This is a genomic window from Paraburkholderia diazotrophica (assembly GCF_900108945.1).
GTDB lineage: Bacteria > Pseudomonadota > Gammaproteobacteria > Burkholderiales > Burkholderiaceae > Paraburkholderia > Paraburkholderia diazotrophica.
Genome location: NZ_FNYE01000042.1, coordinates 30644 through 50290 on the forward strand (window position 1 = coordinate 30644; position 19647 = coordinate 50290).

The following is a 19647-nucleotide window of genomic DNA, read 5'->3' on the forward strand; positions in this document are numbered from 1 at the left end:
TAGAAGATGAGGGGATAGTGAAGCGAAAGTACAAGGACTCGTTACCCGGGAAAAGATCCTGGACAGCGCGGACATTTTATTTTTCGAGCGTGGCGTTAGCTCCACGTCTCTCCAGGACATAGCTCACGCGGCTGGTATGACAAGGGGCGCTATCTATGGGCACTTCTCAAACAAATGGGCACTCATTGCGGCTCTGTTTGAGCGATCGGCGCTGCCTCTAGACCCATTCACAATTTCGGCGGAGAGGTTAAATGGGGCAACGTTCAATGCTTTGCGCACGGAACTTGAACAGCGATTGACCGATGTCCTTCAACCCGGCCCACAACGACGTCTTTGCATTCTCCACAGCAAGATCCGAAGGAAATGCTGTTGTTTCTACATCGATGCTGGGGGCAGCTGCACGAGTCGCGCAGTCGTCTATCAAATCCGCGCTAAGGCTCACGGCCGCACATCTCGAGGTCACGAACCATGTCGACTATGCCGCGGAAGCGATATACATACACTCATTGTTGACGGGCTGCTTTCACCTGAGTTTGGTCATGCCTTCGCATCAGGGCGCAGAGCAAACCCGTGCGTCAGCTGTCGTCGGAAGGGCACTTTCAACCTTGCCGATTGACGGGCACCTTGAATCGGGGCGGAGAGGTGTTTTCGAAAGCCGAATATCAGGGAAGTTCAGAGCCGTTCGACATCACGTCAGTCGTTGATAAGCAATCGCTTCAACCGTTAGTAGAAGTGGTACGGAACGACCCGCTAGAAGTGCTAGTCCTGCAAAAGCGCTTTGGGCGCATTAAATCGCGAAACTTTGGGGCTGTGCTACTGCCGGGCTCGCATTGTCAGATTTCGAAATGTCAGCCTTACTGAACCGCTCCCTGATTAGTTTCTACCTCGGGGATTCAATCGTTGTGGGTGTTTGCATGAATTCAGATTCCATTTGCACGGGATGTCGCCGCGCAAATAGCGGCCCCATGACCATGCACAAAGCAGCAACGGTTAGCGTCTTCGATACGCCAAATTGATCCGCGCAGACACCCCACACGAACGCACCGACGGCCATAGAGCCTTGGAACGAGAGCAAGAAAACGGCTAACGCGCGAGCGCGCACCCACGCGGGAAGATTCGCCTGGAAGGCGGAAGAGACGGTGGAGTTGAATGTGATCCATGCGGCCCCCCCGACGAGCAGAGACACACAGACAGGTGCGACGTATGGCACATGGGCCGCAATCAATGTTGCCAAACCGAATAGCACAGACGCACCGCTAGCTAGAGTATTGAGCGTCAAATAGCGACGTATCCGACCGAGCGCAATTCCACCAGCAACGGCTCCTGCTCCCAGGCTACCGAGCAACGTTCCATACCCGCCGGGGCCAGAACCTGGATGATGTTTCGCTACGAGCGGTAGTAGCGCCCACAAGGCGCTTGCGCTACCTACAAAAATGATTGTGCGAACAAGATGCCCGCGCAGCGCGACACAACAAAGCACATAGCGTGCACCGATACGCATCGCGCTTACCAGACGCTCGGGCTCCGAAACGACTGTTCTCTCCGGCTTGTACCAAAACAGAAAGATGGACACCGCGACTGCAAATAGTCCCGTCGTGAGAGCGAAGACCGCGTGCAATCCTGATCCGGCGATAACCGCACCCGCTAGAGCAGGACCGACTGCTCGTGCGCCATTGAAAGCGACACCATTGAGCGCGATCGCGGAGAGCAGCGCTGACCGAGGCACTGCTTCAGCAGTGGAGGATTGCCACGCCGGAACTGACACGGCACTCCCTGCTCCGAGCAGAAAAGTAAAAAGCAGCAGCCTGATCGGATTGATCGCGTTCAGCACCAGCAGGATGCAAAAGAGGACGGAGAAGATCAGCGTCCAGCAATGCGCGGCCAGCAAGAGGCGGCGCTTGTCCATCAAATCGGCGAGCACTCCCGCCGGCATCCCGAACAGAAACGCCGGCAACGTGGTGGCAGCCTGGGTCAGCGCAACCATCACTGGGGACGTCGTGAGCGACGTCATTAACCAGGCTGCCCCCACGTTTTGCACCCAGGCGCCAAGGCTCGCGGCCAGCATGGCCATCCATATCGCCCGGAATGGTCGATAGCGAAGCGGGTCTGACGCCGGTGGTGGTTTCGTTGAAGGCATTGGGCTCAGACTTTGGAGGTCACGCGTGACACCGCGTATGGATCGCTCGATGTACTCGCCGGATCGGCAGCTTTCATGCGTAAAATGGAATGGTGATCGCAAATATGAACATGATAGCCGTGATCTGTCAATGAGTGATTTGAGTCAGTCCGTGAAGATGCTGCGCGTCGGAAGTCCCGCAGTCGCTGGCAGGCATGGGGTCTGAGACCGTTCCCATGCGACAGAAGACCAAATGTTGGTTTATGTGCCGTCCTGCAATTTCGGCCGTACTCTCGTCCGATCGTCCTCGACCTGCACCGATAAGTAGACGCCACCCGAAGACGAAGTCTTTCGCTTAGCCAGGGGCGCAGACCGATGGGTGACGACTGCGCCTCGGTAGGCAGCACCAAGAGCGCCAGTACGATGCCGCCGATGTTCTTTCGCGTCAGTGGAAAGCATGTCGACCGTGACGAAGGCGTCATCGGAGGGCATCATCGGCGCCGGGCCGTTACAGCTAGCCCTATGTCGCGGAGTGTCCGGGCGCGCGGTGCAGGCAGAGTGACATATGAGAGTTCAACAAGCACGACTGAATGCGAAAGCGACTGGTCGCTGGTGAGCAGTTGAACAGGTCTCGCGTTGGCGCGACCGGAAATGACCACATAGAACATGCCCCAGCCGCCTCGGGATGTGTCGCGGTGAGGGTGCCGCGACATGGAGGTCCGGGGCCGATACTGTCGCATCGGTCATCACTTCCTCGCAGTAGACGCTGGATAAGTGGGATCAGTAAGCGCGGAATAGACGATTGAGCGCTGCACTGATGCGGTCCTGTTCACCTTTGAGCGTACGACTCGCGGGGCCGAGGTCACCTGTCCGGACCGCGCCGAGCAACGGCGTTTCAAGCACGAACGGCTCTCACTCGATCTCAATGATGGGTGAGAGATCCCGCGCAACCCTTGGTCGTCGTGTAAGTGCTGGTTAAACGCGTCAAAGGAATGACTACGCGTGACAGGAGATTGCCCAGATAGGCCGAACATCGCCGATGGATATTGATTTTACATAATCTTAATTATCAACGCTGTTGGTATGTTCTGAAGTGTTGCGCATGGAACGGCATTGAGGCTCCGGATACCGCAACGGCGACACTCATTTATGGTATGTTCCGCCGTTGCGTTTTGTTCTGGACCTTTTTATGTTCGTTCAGGTCAGCACCGAGGGCGTGGCGCGGGCGCTGCGGGGTGTCGCGCTGGTCGACAGCAATCACGTTCCGAGATACTGGGCCGCAGTCTGGCTGATCGTTGCTGGATCACAATGGGCAACGTCCACGCAGACGATGCGGCTTCGGTACGTCGAAAACCTGTATGAGCACGCGGACCGGGCGTTCAAGGCGAATGCGCTGGACGACTCGCTGTCTGAACTGGATGATGCACGGCTCGCGGACATTCTCGAGTCGTGGTTCGTGAGCCTGCGCAACCAGCCTGTCGCTACGCGCAGCAACGAGGACCGCTGGCAGACCGGACTCGCGTTCGTGACGTCGGTAGTCAACTGGCTGTCGAAATCGGCGGACGCGAAGATGCGGCGGATCGAAGCGCGAATCCACCGGCTCTCGACGCTTTACAGCCAGCTTCACATTCGACAAGGCGGCCGCAGTGAGGCGGTCCGGTCGTTGCCTGCCTGCGTGGTCGAGGGTCTCTATCAGATGCTTGATCCGGAATCGGATGCCAATCCGTTCCAACGCACGCACACACGCTGGCGAGTCTTCATCGCCTTCGTGCTGATGCTCCATCAGGGCCTGCGTCGCGGTGAACTGTTGCTGCTGCCTGCGAACGCCATCAAGAGCGGTCATGACCGCAAGCTCGGCCGCACACGGCACTGGCTGAACATCCAGCAAAACGGATATGAAGAGGCGGACAGCGACAGCCGATACTCGAAGCCGAGCATCAAGACGATCCATTCGGTCAGGCAGATTCCCGTTAGCGACGCGACAGCGCGTCTGGTGCAGACCTATTGCGAAAACTACCGGGGACGGCCCTCCCATTCGTTCATGCTGAGCGCCCAGACTGGTGGCCCGCTCTCCACGGAATCATTGACGAAGATCTTTACAGCGATATCGAAAGCGTTGCCCAGTGAAGTGCTGCAGGAACTGCATGACCGCACCGGAAAGAAGTCGGTTACCTGCCACGACCTCCGCCACACCTGCGCGGTCCTGCGCCTTCACCAACTGCTGGAGCGTGGTGACGCGATGCCTGAAGCTTTGCAGAAACTGCGTACGTTCTTCGGATGGTCGAAAGAATCGGACATGCCATCACGTTATGCCAGAGCTGTCTTTGAGAGTCGGCTCGCGAACGTATGGAACGATGAGTTCGACGATCGTGTGGCTATGCTGCGCGCGCTTCCGCAGGGGCAATGACCATGCAAAGCGATGTCCCGTTCTCTCTTGGGCAAGCCGATCCGTCGTCGCTGCTCGAAAGGATCGTGGCAGCCCTGCCAGAGCTACCACCCGTCATTCGTTACTACGACGACTTTGAGGAAAAACCGCGTTCCATCTCCGGGGTGTGCCAGGCCGATGTGTTCGCGCTTCACATTAACGGCCGGCTGTTCCGGCTCGACCTTGGCCGGTATCCCACTGCCTACGGTGCTTTGCAAAAGCACCTGCTCGTCTTCCTGTTGGGTGAAGACCTGCATATCTCGACCTGCTTCAACGTATTGAATGCGGCCATGCACCTCGATGCCAACGACGTCGAACGCGTCGTGGACGCTGGCCCGACCGGTATATCGGCGGTATGGATGGCGCTACGTGCCCGTCAGTTAGCTATCCACGCCTACCGTTTCGTCAAGGCTGTTCTGCGTCTTCTGTGCAAACATCGCCTGTATGGGTGGTCCGAGTCGTATCTGACCTATGTGGGCACTGCCCTGCCCGGCCCTGCGTCGGACTCGTATGCCCGCGTGCGGTCGGGCGATGTGTTCCTGACTGCTGATGAAGAAGCGGCGATCGTTCGCTATCTGGACGGAACGTCAGACCTCGTTAGAACCCGCGGCTGGTCAGGTCTTGCGTACGAGGAGCTGTGCGACGCCGCGATGGTGCTCTGTTCCTACCAGTTTGCCATGCGTCCGATTCAGATCGCGATGCTGACGAGGCGTGACATACGGATCTGGGAGCCCGAGCCTGGCGACGAACCGGCTGTTCACCTCACGTTTCTCATGGTCAAGCAACGGGGAAAGCTTCGAAAAAGGCCGATGGTCCGTCGTGTTAAGCAGGAATGGGCTGCACTGTTCGTCGCCCTGGTGTCACACGCAGACGCGCAGCATCGCGAGCCAGGCGATCGCGTCTTCGAGGTCGACTCGAACCATGAGGCTGGGTCGCGTATTGCGCGACGCGTGGAACGCCTGATCGGAGACGATGCCTGCGCGATGGACCTTCGACATACGGCGGCCCAGCGGCTCGTTGACGCTGGCGCCAGTCACGAAGAGCTCGCCGAGTTCATGGGGCATTCATACGTTCAGACCGGACTGGTGTACTTCCGGACGTCAGCCTCCCACGCGGAACGGGTCAACCGGGCGCTCGGCGCGTCGGACGTCTATCGACGCGTGGCGAAGATCGCGCACGACCGGTTCATCTCCCCGGAAGAGCTCACCCAACTCAAGGGTGAACAGCAGATCGCCGGCGTGCCTCACGGCATTCCGATCGCCGGCATCGGCGGCTGCGCATCGGGACAGCCCGCGTGCCCCTATAACCCGGTGACGTCGTGCTACGGATGCAGGAAGTTCATGCCCTTGCATGACAGGGCGACGCACGAGAGCGTGCTGGCCTCGATGCGCGAGGTGGTCGTGTTCTTCGAACAGGGTTCGCGTGGCGACACCCGGTCTCCGACCTATCTGCAGTTACAGCGCACGATTGCCGAAATACAGATGGTCATCGACGAGATGGAAAGCGAGGACCAATGAACCCGCATTACTCCGCGTTCATTGAGCTGGGGAAGACCCTTGCCCGTCAAAAAGGGCTGCACTGGGAGATGCCTCTAGACGAGTCGGGCACGGTTCAGGACGGCGTGGGATGGAACCTCACGGTCATTGCCGGCGACGTACCGCCGCCGAATCACTACCTGCGCGACCTTGGTGCGGACACGAAGGCGCTCGCAATCGTCAACGCGGAACGCGCCGAGCGCGGACTGGCACCACTGGCCAGAAAGCCGCTGTCCACCGCATGGCAGGACCTGGTCAAGGCGGCCGTCGCAGAACAGTTGCTGTTCAGGCGCAATACCACGGGACATGTGTACAAGCACATTCTTCGCCCGCTGCGCATAGTTGCTACGTGCGTAGACAGCGAGCCGTGGGAATTGACTGTTGATGATCTGCACGTTGCCATCCGTATAGGCACGGCTGTCCAGGCCTCGGGCAAACTGGGGGATGCGGTGAGTGGCATCGTCAAGCTCGTGTTCGACGCCCAGCATATCTGTGACGCCGGTCCGTTGTACCCGGCGCTTGCCGTTCCGCGGATGAAAGGCAAAAGCGCGATCAGGGCAAAACATACGTGGTCGCCGGTCGAGCTTCGTGACGATCTCGAGGCCCGCAAGCGAAGCGAGCGTCTGCCAGAACGCCGGGCATTCTGGGAACTGACGCGCATCGTGATGACTGAAAAGCCGCGCACATTCATGGATGAACTGCGCTTTGCGGCGCTGCGCACGATGATCATTACGGGAATGCGGTCGGGTGAGGCAGCACTTTTACCCGCGGACTGGAAGCGGGAGCGCACGTATCTGGATTCGAAGGGACGGCCAGCCGGCGAATCCGGTGGCATCTCGACTTCATTGATGGTTCGCCACTTCGCAGAAAAGCAGCAGGGGGATGAAACGGATAGCCGGGTCTTGTATGAAGCGACCCAGCCGGTACCAGAGATGTTCCGGACGCTACTGACAGAGACGCTTGACCACGTGGCACGGATCACGGAACCGCTGCGTGCGACGCTGAAGCTGCAATGCGAAACGGGCCGACTGCTGCCATGGTATCCGGTCGACAGCGTTGTGCCCTTCATCGAAATCTATACGCGCCTCATGGGCAATCCGTTCTGGCTGGACATTGAACGGGAACCATTCATCGAACGCTATCGGAACGGCTTCGAACCAGCCGTCCTTGCTGAACTGCAGGACTATCAGCATGCGCGGCGGCACAGCGGCGATATGACGCTCGACATGGCCGTCTATCAGTTCGGACATCGCCTGAAGTCAGCGATGCGCGCAGGCAAGACCCGCCTGCGCTTCCGTCATGGCGACGGTTCACCGATCAGTCTCCTGGCACGGACGGGATGGCATGCAACATACCTGCACGTCGGAGAGTTCGAGGAGCACATCCGGCTGACAACACCAACGAAGGTGTCTGACACCACGCCTTTACCGCTGGCAGTTGGCTCCGTTCACCCGTACGAGCTTCTGTTCGTGCAGCCAAAGCGTTCACTCGCAGAAGAACGTAATGACCTGCTCTGTGACGTTAATCGTTACATGTGTGTCCGCCGCCCTGGTCCCGATCTGATTCAGTTGGCGCTCGGCGAGCACTCAACCTGTGAAACTGTGTTTGAGAAATACGGGCAAACGGATGAGGATCGTACGCTGCGGATGGAATCGCACATGTTGCGTCATCTACAAAACACGGAACTGTTCCGGCTCGGCGTTGCCGACACGATCATATCTAAACGCTTCAACCGCCGCAGCGTCGCCCAGAGCTACGAGTACGACCATCGAAGCCTCGCGGAAGAACTTGACCACATTGAAATTCCACAGGAGATCGAAGTCATGCTGGGCGAGAAAGCCAGCACGGTCGCCCGACTCATCAAGGGCGGCAAAGCAAACGGGCCGATAGTCGATATGTTCCGGCGCATTCAGGTCACGAAGGGCGATATGGCTGCATACGAATACCTGCGCGCAGAAGCGGACGGCTTCCATGCCACACCATATGGGCATTGCCTGAACTCGTTCACTGTCGACCCTTGCCCGAAGCATCTCGAGTGCTTCGCCGACTGCCGTCATCTCTCGGCGACCGACCTCCCGGAGCACCGGCAGAACCTCATCCGTCTCGAAGGAAAGTTCGAGCTGGCGCTGGAGACGATCAGGGCCCGTCCTTCAACGAGCATTGGCTGGAAAAACCAGCTTGACCACGCAGAGAAGCGGCTGGCCGGCGTACAGAAGCTGCTCGCGACGGCGCCGGGTGGACATCCCTTCCCTGACGGCGTCGACCTCTCGGCGCCGGCGCAACGTGGAGTACTTGATGACTGAGTCCAGTGAAACGACAGCGTCCGGCGACGAGCCGATGCGCGAGATCCTTGAAACGCTGCTGGCCAATGACGAAGACATTACGGCTCGCGCGGTCGCGCGGCTGCACCCGTCCATCAACGCGGCGTCGTCGATCACACGTAACGGGTCCCGAAGCAAGCTGCTCGCTGAATATCAACAACGGCAGACCGAATACCGGCGTTGGCGAGGCCGCGTAGCGAAACGGTCCGGTACCGACACCGCGGCATCGCTCGCCGACAAGGACATCCGGATCGCTGAACTCGAAGCCACTGTGCAACTACTGACCGCTTCCCACCTTGCAATGTTGCGCGCCGTCGGCGAACTCGGCGGCTTCAGCAAGTGGGCCAGGTTCTATGAACAATATCGCGATGCACGGGACAAACTTGCGGAGCTTGGCGCAATACCTGAAGCGACAGTATCTCCAATGCCGGCGGACAGCCCGAAGCATCGCCGTGAAACAAAACGTCGATGACTGTCTGGTTGGCGCGACAATGTACGCATGATCCTCTCAGCCACGAAATGGCTGCGGTTCTGCGGTGGAAGCCGCCTCTCTCCCGAAAGGAGTATCACATGTCCTATTGCCCCTTCTTCCAGACCCTGCACGATGAAACGCGCCCGGTGGGCAATCTCGGCAGGGGAACTCACTACTCTGTCCTACGGGCACCGGTCTGGCACGACGAGTCCATGAACAGGCTCGAACGTTGCGCGTTCCTCGACTTCGCCATCATCTGGGATGAGGATCACGACGATCGCGTGGTTGACGCGATTATGGTGCTCTACATCAGTGGCCTGCTCGCGCCGGTACGGTATATCGGCGAGCGGAAAGGGACGCTCTCGGTGCTCCTGGCCACCGATGTTGTGCGCAATTGGGCTCCCGAAACCCTGAAGCAGTATCGCGACGACATCAACGAAATCTGCCAGTGCCTGGAAGACCCATGGTCGGCGACAGTCGATAGCACTGACGGCCACGAACATTCGATCATCCACAGTTCGGCCGAGAACGTCGCTACCTATCTCAAGAACATCGACATGCTGTGGGAATTGGGGGTGAAGTCAAAAATGTATCCGGCTCCGGCAGGAGCGCAACACTGAAGCTGGCAATATCCTGTTGCCAAGATCAATCCCGTTGCGTCCTTGGATGAGTATCGACGCAACAAATGCGCGGAGGACGGTCACGCAACAGGAAACACTTGAAAAAGTGGATATCCTGTGGATAAATCGGCCGCCTTACCCGTTGAAATATAACAAAACCTGAAAAAACAACCTAACGCAACACCACACCATAGGTGCCAAGAATCAACGAAAATGAACGGTCGTGCTTTTTAGGTCGAAACAATGCGACGCAAGCGTCGTCATGCCGTGGTCCGCCCCGGACGCCCGTCAAGGCGTCAGCCGGTGAGCGATCCTGCGGCTTGCCTGAATCATCACGCTGGCCAGGCCGGTGATCTTGTCGGGATCGCGGGCCGTGAAGGTCTGGGCGATGCCGCTGATCGGCGCATTCAGCACGCCGGCCGCCCGGTTGGTCCAGACAAGGCTCAGCGAACATCCGTCCAGCGCCTCGTGCGCAAATACGTTGGCTTCTGCGGGACTGATTCTCGCCAACGCTGCTTCAACCTCATCCGGGCTGATGCAGTCCGGCAGATAGCTGATCCGAACCTTGCCGAGCATCTGCTGTTCGAGCATGATCGTCACCTCGCGTGGCCGGCCGATACGTCGGCATACGGACATTAGGACACGCGGTCAATCCCCGCCATGCCCGTCAGGCCTTTGAAGCGGTGGCAAAAAAATGGCCCGCACTTCGCGGACCCTTTTCTGGCGAGGCACAGACAGGCGGCCAGTTTCCCGCCAGCCCCGCCGGTGCCTCGCGTTGCGGCACGTGCCGTTAATGCCGTTAACACGCACCACGTCTACATGATAGTCACTGCGGCCGCGCGCGGCGGCGTTTTTATCCCCATCGCACCTGCACGAGCGCGGACCTCGGGTGGCCGGTCCGGGTAGCCAGAATCTCCCGGATGGTGGCCAGCGATTGCTCGGCGGCCGCGCTCGGCGTGAGACGGCGCGATGCGACGAACCGGGGCGCCTTCACGCCGAGCGTCCGGCACACCGCTGACAGGTATGGCTTCGACGCGCCGTACCGTTGCGCTGCTGCCGCGATTGCTGCATCACCAACCTGCTCGCGCAGCCACGCAAGCGTGCGGCGGTCCCGCTCATTCTGCACGCGCACCAGATGCTCCATCACGCCCTCCAGTACTGTATGTATGATCATACTGTATATATATACAGTCTTCGGGGGATTTTCAAGCGATCTGAGCGCATCGCACAAACCGCGGGCGCAAACCATGATTTATTCTCGACAAATGCAAGCTTTTGGATGTTCCAGCGAATAAATCATGCGCGCGGCAGCGATGCGGGTCCGATGTTCTGCCGAAAAAACCATGCAACCGGACCCGATGGCCAGCAAGACACTTCAACGCCTGATGGACGTCGCGCCGCGCGGACAGCCGCTCGATCCGGAGATGCTGCGCGATTGCGGCATCAGCGCGCAACAGACCACCTATTCTGGTGAAAGCCGGATGGTTGCAACGTCTGTCCAAGGGCGCCTATCTGCTCACCGGCGATACGCCAACGCGTGACGGGATCCTGGCTTACCTGAGCCTGCGGATACGGGGCCTGCATGTCGGCGGCAGGACGGCCCTGGACTGACAGGGGGTGCGCCACAATGTGAGCTTTCGCGAGCGTGTCGTGCTGTGGGCTGATCGCCCCTCTGTCATGCCGGACCGGGTCGGCGAACACATGCCGTACACGCTGCAGACGACGCGCCTGTTCGACGCCAGCCTGCCCGCCGACACGGGTCTGTCGCCGCTTCCCAACCGCGATCCTTTACTCGTCGAGTCCGAGCCCGAACGCGCGCTGCTGGAACTGGCCAGTGACGTCGGCAAACGGCGGGCGAAAGGCCAGTCGCTCGAGGAAGCCATGAGCATCGCTGCCTCGTTGCGCAATCTTCGCCCGAAAGTTCTCGATACCCGGCTTTCGCATTGCACGCGGGTCAAGGTCGTGAAGCTGGTGCGCGACCTTGGCGAGGCGAGCGGATTTGCCTGGGGCAAGGATCTGCAGCGGCATGTCGACCGACTGGGGGCCGGCCGACGCTGGACGAGCAGCCGCAAGGACGGTCCCCGCTTCACCCCGAAAGCCTGACCGCGATTCTGCGGTGAAAACTGAATGCAATGAACGACAAGCAAGTACTTCAATACCGTTCGCCTGATGCTGGCGATTGCACCTGACGTGCTTGACACGCCCCACTTCGCGATGAAGGGCGGCACCGCGATCAACATGTTCGTGCAGGACCTCCCCCGCCTGTCGGTCGACATCGATGTCGTCATGCGTGCGCGTGGCCCTGACCGACGCGAGGCGCTTGCGATCATTGACGCCGAGCTGACGCGTGCGAAGGCAGCCATCGAAAGGCAGGGATACACGGTCACGGTGGCAGCAGCAAGTGGCCGGCATCAGGGTGACGATGTGAAGCTGACCGCATCGTCCGCAGACGCACAGGTGAAAGTCGAGGCTAACTACGTTTTCCGCGGCACGCTGATGCCAACAGTGATGCGCAGTGTCGTGCCGCGCGCGCAGAGCATGTTCCGTGTCGATCTTGAGGTGCCGACGCATCGATGATGCGGAGCTGTACGGCAGCAAGCTCGTCGCTGCACTCGACCGGCAACATCCGCGCGATATCTTCGACGTGCAGCACATGTACGACGCGTACGGGCTGCGCGAGGATTTCGTCTCAGCGTTTGTCGGCTACCTCGCCGGCCACAACCGGCCCGTCCACGAGGTGCTCTTTGCGAAGCCGCGACCGCTCGAGCACGAGTACGAGGGCGGCTTTGTCGGGATGACGGTTGACCCGGTGGATCTGCATGTACTGCAGACGGTGCCGACACGGCTCCATCATGAGCTCCCGTGCGCATTGAGCGGGCCGCACCGCGAATTTCTCGTCTCGCTCGTCCGGCTTGCGTCCGACTGGTCACTGATGCCCAATGAGCATCTGCGCAAGCTGCCGGCAATCCGCTGGAAGCTGGAGAATCTCGGCAAGCTCAAGGCGCGCGACGCAACGCGCTTTGCCCAGCAGGCTGCCTTGCTGCAGGACGGCTTTGCCGCGCTCGATCATAGCTAAGGTGTTCGGGCGAGCAGGTCCCCGGAGAGGTGGCGCGCGATAGCCAGCCGGCGCTATCGGTCACGTTGACCCGCTCGGGGTCTCGATTTCACGCGAACGAAAGCGTATCTGCGTCAACGGCGACGCCATGATGCCGCAAAACTTCGGCACGAAAGATCGCCCAATCGTCGACCCCGGCCTCGCCGTGCGTGCAATAGAGACACTCGGTATCGGCCTGCTGCATCGACGCACTTCGGTGGACGTCAATACCGAATCTCTTGCTGAATCTCGCCCAGCAGAGTCCATCGTTGCCATTGATCCATACGGTGTCGCCACTGCCCGACACCGCAATTTCGTAGCGATCGACCTGGATATCTTCGTCTTGCACGCGTACGTGCTCCCTGACTAACCTGTTTGATCTTTTGTTGAGGATGCCGAAACATCCCCGACAAGGCGCCAATCACGGCCTGAAAAGTATCCCGAATGATCGGGCGATCGCGCCGGCCACCTCGGAACAGTCGTGATGATACGGCCGGCGCAGATCAGCTGGACATACCGATCGGGGGGCCGCAGCGGCACGTCGGACGACTGCTCCGGACAACGCGAGGCAGCTCTTTCTGAAGGTCCCTGCCCCTTCCGTCCGATCACGATGCTTGAGTGGAAGCTGCCGCAACGTTGGGCGTGGTTACAGATGCTGCTGCAGTTCCATGCGCTGCCGCCTTTCTCGCGACAGCCTTTTTCGCCGCGCTTTTCTTTACCGCGGCCTTCTTTGCAGGGGGCGTCCTGGCGACCGTCCTGCTCTTTTTCGCAGCAACCTTCTTCTTTGCTACCCCGGCGGTCGCTGTTTTCTTCGCCGCCGCCTTTTTCGCCGCGACCGGTTTCGACGCTGCGACGCCCTCTTGCGCGCCTGCAATCAGGAACTTCGAACGATCTTTGGCACCAGCCAGCCAAGCCGGCGCCGGACCACGACCGCTCCACGTCGCCCCGCTTTTCGGGTCGCGGTATTTGGCAGCCTGGGGTCCCCTCACGTAGTTGCCCGTCTTTGCGGTCGTCTTCGACACAACAGCAGCCTGCACAGCACTGCCGCCGAGCAGAAATTTCGTGCGGTCTTTGGCGCTCGCAATCCACGCAGGCGCACGGCCATGCCCCGTCCAGGTCGCGCCTGTTTTGGGATCCCGGTATTTCGCCGACGTCGCCGTGCTGACAGCGGCTTTGGAGCCGGGCTTTCGGCCACGTTTCTTTCCGCTGATGTGTGCATCGATGTCCGCGATGGTCAAGCCATGCTTTTCCATCAGGTCACGAATCTTTGCGATGGCGGTGGACGACTGTTGATTGGCAAGAGCATCGGCCTGCGCCCGCAGCTTTGCGATGCGTGCCTGTACCTGTTCGAGCGTCGCCATTATTTTCCCCTTGATTTAGCGATGGCCGCACTATGCCACACAGCACTAGTCAGGCGCTAGTGTTAATCGTCTCTAGCAAAGAGCATGTCGCGTGTATTAAAAGAAGAAGACGACTGCCTTTTTAGTTGCGAAGTTTCACGCCGCAGTTAGGGAATCCGAACTTGCCAGTTCAACGCGCCCTTTCCCGTTCCGCTTCGCGCGATACAGCGCTGCGTCGGCGCGACTTATCAGTTCGCCGAGCGTATCGCCAGAACGGCATTCGTCGATACCGGCACTGAAGCTCCAGCGAGGCGCATCTTTGTGTGTTGAACTAACGCTGGCCGACAACAGAACGGATTCGATCAGTCGGGCGACCTGTTCCCGTCCTGTCTGCGGAAAGAAAATTGCAAACTCTTCCCCACCGAGTCGCCCGAAAAGGTCTGTACGGCGAAGCTGACGCGACACGTCAATCGCAAAGTTCTGCAGGACGCGGTCACCGGCCGGATGCCCATACCGATCGTTGATGACCTTGAAGTCATCGAGATCAATGATGGCAACCGAGAGCAGCGAACGGGAAGAAAGGGCCGCTTTCAAAAGTTCTGCTCCGCGCAACAGGAGCTCGCGTCGTGCCAGCAGGCCGGTCAGCTCGTCGACTGTTGCGAGGCGTTGCGCATCGTCCACGAGACTGTCGTTCACCAGCATGACGAGGCCGATGGAAAGCAATAGCAGCGAAAGGATGCCGGCTGAAACGAAGCCGATATTCCATGCCGACGGCTGTAGAACGCTTGCCGTCGGACTGGCGAAGAAAATGCAATGAACGACTCTCGACGCATGTACCACGGTGCCTGCAGCCGCAGCGAGGATAACCAGCCAGTGCGCGTACTGACGCCGACGCACCGTGTGGGAATTCCAGATGGTCCAGCCCACGGCCATTCGTGTATAGCCGAGTACGCCCGACATCACAGCTGCTCGCGCGTTCTCATTGGGCGCAAACACAGCCCAATAAAACACGGCGCCGACCGACACAGCCAGGCCGAGGTACTCGTACCTCCGGATAGCCGGATGACCGGCAAAGCGACGACAGCCTTGCAGGATCAGCACTGCAGCCGCAAGAACGCAGGGTACAGGCAGTGAGTACGATCGGTGGCGGGTAATGACCGCGCCCTGAAACAAGCAGAGCGAATGCGACAAATAAGATGCAGTGCGCGGCGAGCCATCGCTCAAGACCCGCAATGCGATGACGCGCGAGGCTGCCAAGCACGGCGGCGCTTGCGACGCATGACACCAGGGCGACCACAAGAAGAACGGCAGTGCTGGACATTGGTCTGGATTACGTTGTTGTTAGCCTTCAGCCTGCGTTCAGCAAGCGGCAAGGAGGCACATGCGACGTCAGCAACCCTTTCGGCCTCACTCACCGCGCAGAAACGTCGCTTCATATCGGAGCAAATCCTGTTTCTTCCCTGCACGCCGCTCGGCGATTGCAGTCGTGTCGACGAGACGGGCTATTTTATTCCTGGTCGGTCTCGCAAGCCAGTTTGAAGCCTGTATTCATCCGAACGCGCGCAAAAACCCGACCGGGATGCATGATGTCCTGTTCCATAAAGCGTATCTGTTTGCACGGCTGAACCGATTCCGCGTGAATGCCAGCAATTCTGGAATATGCGGGGCGAACGCTACACCGCTCGCTGAACCATGGCAGGTCACTTGTACGTTGTCGTTTTCCCTCGACCGTCGCTGGGCATGCGGGAAGCTACCCGTACGACGGTTAGCGCTTCCGTCGGACCTTCTTTTGGGTGAAGGCTTGGGATGAGAATCGCAAGGTGAGAGGCCGGGGCACAAGAGGTACCGCTTTCCTTCCCAGATAGGGATTGTGATTGCTACAACATGCTTCCAGCTGAGTGGGCTCATCGTCGTGGATGTTTTCCGACGCACTGCCGATGCCACCACGACGGCATACTGGCGCAACCGGCTTCACACGCTTTTCCAGTCACTACATCGCTCCGACCATCAACGTCACTGGATCCAGGGCTCATGTATGAGCTTTATGAGTTCGAGCGACAGGGTATGCGCGACCATTAGCGCCATGAACGTTGCGGTCAGGAAACAGCGCCACCGGAAAACAGCCAAACGTCCGATATCCCAGTGGCCCAGATTTCCGCTGCCTTGCCCGCGTCCGGCCAGTCACTCACCACCTCCGGGACAATTCGATCCGTCGCAAGCAAACGGCGGCACGTTTTCACCGGGAGCTGTTCGCGGGAAGTGCCGTGTCCGGCGCCGACGCCCGTTCACAGTGTCGGCTTGGTCGATGATGGAAAGGTCCCCGTATCGTCCTCTGCGTTGCTGTGACGATCCGGCTCGTTCGGAGGTTGGCACCGACCCCGACTCCTGGAAACTCACCTTTTCCTGGCCTGCTAGAGCGGGAAAATGGTAGATGCCGCCCGCCCTTGAATTACCCGGGCCAGTTTTGCTATGAAAAAATCATTTGAGAGCATCTTTTAAGGCTTTTTCTTGACACAGCGATCATGGCGCGTCATAGAATCCGCCTGCTTGCTGCATAAATAGCGTAGCAAGCGCCTCCTAACTCGAGAGTGAATCAACCACGACCATGGCAAAGACTGCAACGAAGGCTGCACCGAAAGTCGCCACAAAAAGCAAGACTGCTACTCCTGCAACCACGGGTAGCGCGAAGGCTGCAAAGGGTACGGGGACAAAGCTGGTCGCTGGCGCGCCGGTGAAGGACAAGTTCACCAAGGCATCGCTCGCCGCGCACGTTGCTCAAGCGGCCAACGTCAAGCCGAAAGCTGCCAAGGCGGTTCTGGCCGCACTGGAAGACACGATGCTCGGCTCGATCCACAAGAAGGGAGCTGGCGAATTTACGCTGTCGGGTCTTCTGAAGATCAGCGTTCAGCAGGTACCGGCGAAGAAGCGCCGTTTTGGCAGGGATCCCTTTACAGGCGAGGAGCGCTGGTTCGACGCCAAGCCGGCAACGGTTCGCATCAAGGCCCGCGCGCTGAAGAAACTGAAGGACGCAGCGGCTTGATGAGTGTCATACCTGCTGCCTGAGGCACGGCAGCGTCCGCGCGGGCACCCGGACAGGTGCCCGCCGACTTCATTTTGCGCCTGTTCGCGAGTTACATGACAGGCTTGGCCGGCCCTTATAGTTGCTCTACATCTCCTGCTCTCCCGCCGTCGCCCCCCTGTAAAAGCAGCGGCAACCCGAGCAAGTCATTCGATGCAGGCAAGCCATCTCAACATCGTGCTCCTGAAAACTTGCACGGAACGCCTGTTGCAGTTTGGAAGTCAAGTTCTACACGCCGCATTCATTGAGCACACATGCGCTGATTGCCGATTCCATGAATGGCAGCAGCGACTTTCATCGGACGCTCCTCGCGTTCGGCAGCGACGCTACTTTTAGATCGCCGTATGCCGGCCGCAGCCATAGCGGGTCAGCGCGCTGACCGGCGGGCAGGCCGATGCCTTTTGCCGGTCTTGCTGGCTGGCGCGGCGGCCCAACGAGACGCTCGATTGCTGTCACCGGAGTCGCTTCCACGGATTCGACATCACCGCGATGCTCGCGCAGCACCTCGGCGACACGCCCCGCATCTACGGTCCAACACGCTTATCCCTGCTGCGCCGTCTTTACGTCTTTCATGCCCCGGGCCTTGAAAGCCTATGCGATCTCGCCGCGGCGGTATAACTGAATGTCCTTATCACCAAAGGCATATATACCCGCTCGCGCGCGTGGCTCAAGTGTCGTCAAGCCCACCAACGGGAGCAACCGGCTAAGCCTCGGGGCTGTTACACCGCCACGAACGAGGCTGGCCCGGAACCAGAGCCCTTCTGTACTGGAAATCTCCAGCCGCGCGTTCTTCCAGTCTCCGGTCAGTAGTAGCAGATCGACTGGCAATGACAATCAAATAATAGAGATGTGTTCGCTGCGGAAGCGGCACCGAGCCGCTTCCGCAAGCACATTGACCTCGTGGCACAGCTCAACTGACATCCGGACGCCCTATACACGCATCTTCTGCGTATATTGCCTCGACGGCATAAAGCAGTTTTCACAACGCGTCGGCCTACGCGCGTCAATGAGCCATCATCGTCAATCGTGCGGCCGTTCGAGCGGTCGATACGCTACTGCGAGCAGGTACAAGCCTGAGCGAGATCATGAAAGTGCTCAGCGGTTCCTCGGGCCGATCTTGCTGTGTAGCCGTGTTGACCGGCTGAAACCTTGGCGCCAACACACTCCAGCCCTTTTCTTTCCGCTATGCTCCCATGTGCGCCGGTCAACTGCTTCAGGTCACACGCTAACGACGTATGAGCTCGAAACGACCTGCATCGAATAGCTGCTCGCCCCATCGGATGCAAGAAGTACCGCGTAAGATTGAGCTTCAAAGTCTTTGAAATCGCACTCCGCTGTCCGTTCTACAAAAAAGGATTCCGCGTCGCGATCGCATGGCTGTACGTTGATTACCCCCAGCCGCCACCCCGGATGCAGGCAGCACTATCCACGGGGCACTTCTCGACATACACCGCCTCAAGGCGGATGTGAATTGTTTGCGATGCGTCTGCAGGCACTGCACCCGAATGGGAGGCGAGCCGTGAGAGTCATTCTTTACGTCCGTGCCATCGCCTTGTCGATGCTGTCATCACATGCTTACTGCAATCCGGCCACGTATCCGCCATTACCCGCGCTCAACATTGACATCTCGGAAACGTCCGTCTCCGGACTCTCGTCAGGCGGGTTCATGGCGGTGCAACTGGCAGTTGCCTATTCGTCGATCATCAAGGGCGTGGGGGTTGTCGCGGCCGGTCCGTACTACTGTTCCCAAAATGACCTGCAGATCGCCACGTCCCGATGCTCGTGCACCATCCAGCCGTCCAGCGCCTGTGAGGTCTCGCAAACCAGCACCGACGTGCCGAAGCTCGTCTCGTTGACGAGGGCTTCTTCGGCAGGTCACAGCATTGACGACATCGCGAACATCACGCGGCAACGCATCATCACGATCTCGGGCGCGAGCGACGCGACCGTACCGCCGCCAGTCGTCACCCAGTTACAGCAGTTCTATGCCGCACTGGGCGTGCCGGCGCAAAGCATCTCGAAGGTCGAGCTCGCCGATGCCGGCCATACGATGCCCACCGCGAACTATGGAGTCGCGTGCGCCAGGAGTGAATCGCCCTTTATCGGCAAATGCCATGTTGATGGCGCGAAGGACATACTTGGGTGGATCTACGGTCCCGACCCGCTCGTGCCACCGGGTACGACGAATCGAGAGGGTCGCTTCATCCGTTTTGACCAGACCCGCTATCTGCCCACGAACCGCCCTTCGAGTTTCACGTGGACGACGGGCATGGATACTACCGGCTGGCTCTATGTACCGAACGCATGTGATGCCGGTGCATCTTGCCGGTTGCACGTCGCGCTGCATGGCTGCGAGCAGGGTCAGGACTATCTGCCGCTCAGCTCGCGGTCTGCGGGACTGTTCTATGGCACGACCTTCGTCCGGCACGCAGGCTACACACAGTGGGCGGACAACAACCGGATCGTCGTGCTGTTTCCGCAGGCTGTTTCCATTCCCGCACTCAACCCGAACGGCTGCTGGGACTGGTGGGGCTACACGGACAGTCACTTCGCCGACCAGCAAGGCGTTCAGATGCGCTCGATCCGTAACATGATCGGACAGCTGACCTCTGGCGTCAGGCATTGACCGACCCGCATCGCGGGAA

16 protein-coding genes and 1 pseudogene are annotated in these 19647 nt (G+C 59.4%); 12 read left to right on the forward strand and 5 right to left on the reverse strand.

What is annotated here, in order from left to right; translation table 11 throughout:
• Positions 1 to 58 precede the first annotated feature (58 nt).
• Positions 59 to 616, forward strand: a complete 558-nt coding sequence (locus tag BMW76_RS42655) for a TetR family transcriptional regulator (protein ID WP_322789325.1) — start codon at positions 59 to 61, stop codon at positions 614 to 616.
• A 264-nt stretch (positions 617 to 880) separates the two neighbouring features.
• On the opposite strand, the gene BMW76_RS33485 is transcribed toward BMW76_RS42655, so the two are convergent.
• The gene (locus BMW76_RS33485; protein ID WP_090873079.1) at positions 881 to 2137 is read right to left on the reverse strand and encodes an MFS transporter; all 1257 of its coding nucleotides are present in this window, start codon (positions 2135 to 2137) and stop codon (positions 881 to 883) included.
• A 1168-nt stretch (positions 2138 to 3305) separates the two neighbouring features.
• On the opposite strand from BMW76_RS33485, the gene BMW76_RS33490 reads away from it, so the two are divergent.
• From BMW76_RS33490 to BMW76_RS33510, 5 genes are all read left to right on the forward strand, one after another.
• A complete protein-coding gene (locus BMW76_RS33490) occupies positions 3306 to 4523 on the forward strand; it encodes a tyrosine-type recombinase/integrase (RefSeq protein ID WP_090873081.1) in 1218 nt (405 codons plus the stop codon).
• Positions 4520 to 6058, forward strand: coding sequence for a site-specific integrase (locus BMW76_RS33495; RefSeq protein WP_245763488.1), 1539 nt, complete (start codon positions 4520 to 4522; stop codon positions 6056 to 6058). Before BMW76_RS33490 ends, BMW76_RS33495 begins: the two co-directional genes overlap by 4 nt.
• Positions 6055 to 8379, forward strand: coding sequence for a hypothetical protein (locus tag BMW76_RS33500; RefSeq protein WP_090873083.1), 2325 nt, complete (start codon positions 6055 to 6057; stop codon positions 8377 to 8379). The genes BMW76_RS33495 and BMW76_RS33500 overlap by 4 nt, the downstream gene beginning before the upstream one ends.
• Entirely contained in the window at positions 8372 to 8869 is a 498-nt protein-coding gene (locus tag BMW76_RS33505) for a hypothetical protein (protein ID WP_090873085.1), read from the forward strand. The genes BMW76_RS33500 and BMW76_RS33505 overlap by 8 nt, the downstream gene beginning before the upstream one ends.
• Positions 8870 to 8967: 98 nt before the next feature.
• Positions 8968 to 9489: a hypothetical protein gene (locus BMW76_RS33510; RefSeq protein ID WP_090873087.1), complete on the forward strand. Its 522-nt coding sequence runs from the start codon at positions 8968 to 8970 to the stop codon at positions 9487 to 9489.
• Positions 9490 to 9777: 288 nt separating this feature from the next.
• On the opposite strand, the gene BMW76_RS33515 is transcribed toward BMW76_RS33510, so the two are convergent.
• Together BMW76_RS33515 and BMW76_RS33520 are read right to left on the reverse strand one after the other, a co-directional pair.
• Positions 9778 to 10080: a hypothetical protein gene (locus tag BMW76_RS33515; RefSeq protein WP_143062390.1), complete on the reverse strand. Its 303-nt coding sequence runs from the start codon at positions 10078 to 10080 to the stop codon at positions 9778 to 9780.
• Positions 10081 to 10342: 262 nt separating this feature from the next.
• Positions 10343 to 10633 carry a hypothetical protein gene (locus tag BMW76_RS33520; protein ID WP_090873138.1) on the reverse strand — a complete coding sequence of 97 codons (291 nt, stop codon included), beginning with the start codon at positions 10631 to 10633 and terminating at the stop codon, positions 10343 to 10345.
• Between the two features lie 214 nt (positions 10634 to 10847).
• Here BMW76_RS33520 and BMW76_RS33525 point away from each other — a divergent pair.
• The 4 genes and pseudogenes from BMW76_RS33525 (at position 10848) to BMW76_RS41415 (ending at position 12953) form a co-directional block, all read left to right on the forward strand.
• Positions 10848 to 11592: pseudogene (locus BMW76_RS33525) on the forward strand (type IV toxin-antitoxin system AbiEi family antitoxin domain-containing protein).
• A gap of 66 nt (positions 11593 to 11658) precedes the next feature.
• A complete protein-coding gene (locus tag BMW76_RS42660) occupies positions 11659 to 12066 on the forward strand; it encodes a nucleotidyl transferase AbiEii/AbiGii toxin family protein (RefSeq protein WP_322789321.1) in 408 nt (135 codons plus the stop codon).
• On the forward strand, positions 12035 to 12565 hold the full coding sequence (locus BMW76_RS42665) for a nucleotidyl transferase AbiEii/AbiGii toxin family protein (protein WP_322789322.1): 531 nt from the start codon (positions 12035 to 12037) through the stop codon (positions 12563 to 12565). The genes BMW76_RS42660 and BMW76_RS42665 overlap by 32 nt, the downstream gene beginning before the upstream one ends.
• A 127-nt stretch (positions 12566 to 12692) precedes the next feature.
• Positions 12693 to 12953 carry a hypothetical protein gene (locus tag BMW76_RS41415; RefSeq protein ID WP_177200566.1) on the forward strand — a complete coding sequence of 87 codons (261 nt, stop codon included), beginning with the start codon at positions 12693 to 12695 and terminating at the stop codon, positions 12951 to 12953.
• A 235-nt stretch (positions 12954 to 13188) separates the two neighbouring features.
• Here the strand turns inward: BMW76_RS41415 and BMW76_RS33540 are convergent, their stop codons facing one another.
• Complete coding sequence (locus BMW76_RS33540) at positions 13189 to 13944, reverse strand: H-NS family nucleoid-associated regulatory protein (protein ID WP_090873093.1); 756 nt, start codon at positions 13942 to 13944, stop codon at positions 13189 to 13191.
• A 135-nt stretch (positions 13945 to 14079) separates the two neighbouring features.
• Complete coding sequence (locus tag BMW76_RS33545) at positions 14080 to 15024, reverse strand: GGDEF domain-containing protein (RefSeq protein ID WP_245763489.1); 945 nt, start codon at positions 15022 to 15024, stop codon at positions 14080 to 14082.
• Between the two features lie 1504 nt (positions 15025 to 16528).
• On the opposite strand from BMW76_RS33545, the gene BMW76_RS33550 reads away from it, so the two are divergent.
• Both BMW76_RS33550 and BMW76_RS33555 read left to right on the forward strand, forming a co-directional pair.
• Positions 16529 to 16963, forward strand: a complete 435-nt coding sequence (locus tag BMW76_RS33550; RefSeq protein ID WP_090873095.1) for an HU family DNA-binding protein — start codon at positions 16529 to 16531, stop codon at positions 16961 to 16963.
• 1558 nt (positions 16964 to 18521) lie between these two features.
• Positions 18522 to 19628, forward strand: coding sequence for an extracellular catalytic domain type 2 short-chain-length polyhydroxyalkanoate depolymerase (locus BMW76_RS33555; RefSeq protein WP_245763490.1), 1107 nt, complete (start codon positions 18522 to 18524; stop codon positions 19626 to 19628).
• Positions 19629 to 19647 lie beyond the last annotated feature (19 nt).

What these genes read in the sequence shown, in the direction of transcription:
- BMW76_RS33485 (WP_090873079.1), bottom strand. Translation starts at nt 2,137, where the DNA reads ATGCCTTCAACGAAACCACCACCGGCGTCAGACCCGCTTCGCTATCGA.
- BMW76_RS33490 (WP_090873081.1), top strand. Translation starts at nt 3,306, where the DNA reads ATGTTCGTTCAGGTCAGCACCGAGGGCGTGGCGCGGGCGCTGCGGGGT.
- BMW76_RS33495 (WP_245763488.1), top strand. Translation starts at nt 4,520, where the DNA reads ATGACCATGCAAAGCGATGTCCCGTTCTCTCTTGGGCAAGCCGATCCG.
- BMW76_RS33500 (WP_090873083.1), top strand. Translation starts at nt 6,055, where the DNA reads ATGAACCCGCATTACTCCGCGTTCATTGAGCTGGGGAAGACCCTTGCC.
- BMW76_RS33505 (WP_090873085.1), top strand. Translation starts at nt 8,372, where the DNA reads ATGACTGAGTCCAGTGAAACGACAGCGTCCGGCGACGAGCCGATGCGC.
- BMW76_RS33510 (WP_090873087.1), top strand. Translation starts at nt 8,968, where the DNA reads ATGTCCTATTGCCCCTTCTTCCAGACCCTGCACGATGAAACGCGCCCG.
- BMW76_RS33515 (WP_143062390.1), bottom strand. Translation starts at nt 10,080, where the DNA reads ATGCTCGAACAGCAGATGCTCGGCAAGGTTCGGATCAGCTATCTGCCG.
- BMW76_RS33520 (WP_090873138.1), bottom strand. Translation starts at nt 10,633, where the DNA reads ATGGAGCATCTGGTGCGCGTGCAGAATGAGCGGGACCGCCGCACGCTT.
- BMW76_RS42660 (WP_322789321.1), top strand. Translation starts at nt 11,659, where the DNA reads ATGCTGGCGATTGCACCTGACGTGCTTGACACGCCCCACTTCGCGATG.
- BMW76_RS41415 (WP_177200566.1), top strand. Translation starts at nt 12,693, where the DNA reads ATGATGCCGCAAAACTTCGGCACGAAAGATCGCCCAATCGTCGACCCC.
- BMW76_RS33540 (WP_090873093.1), bottom strand. Translation starts at nt 13,944, where the DNA reads ATGGCGACGCTCGAACAGGTACAGGCACGCATCGCAAAGCTGCGGGCG.
- BMW76_RS33550 (WP_090873095.1), top strand. Translation starts at nt 16,529, where the DNA reads ATGGCAAAGACTGCAACGAAGGCTGCACCGAAAGTCGCCACAAAAAGC.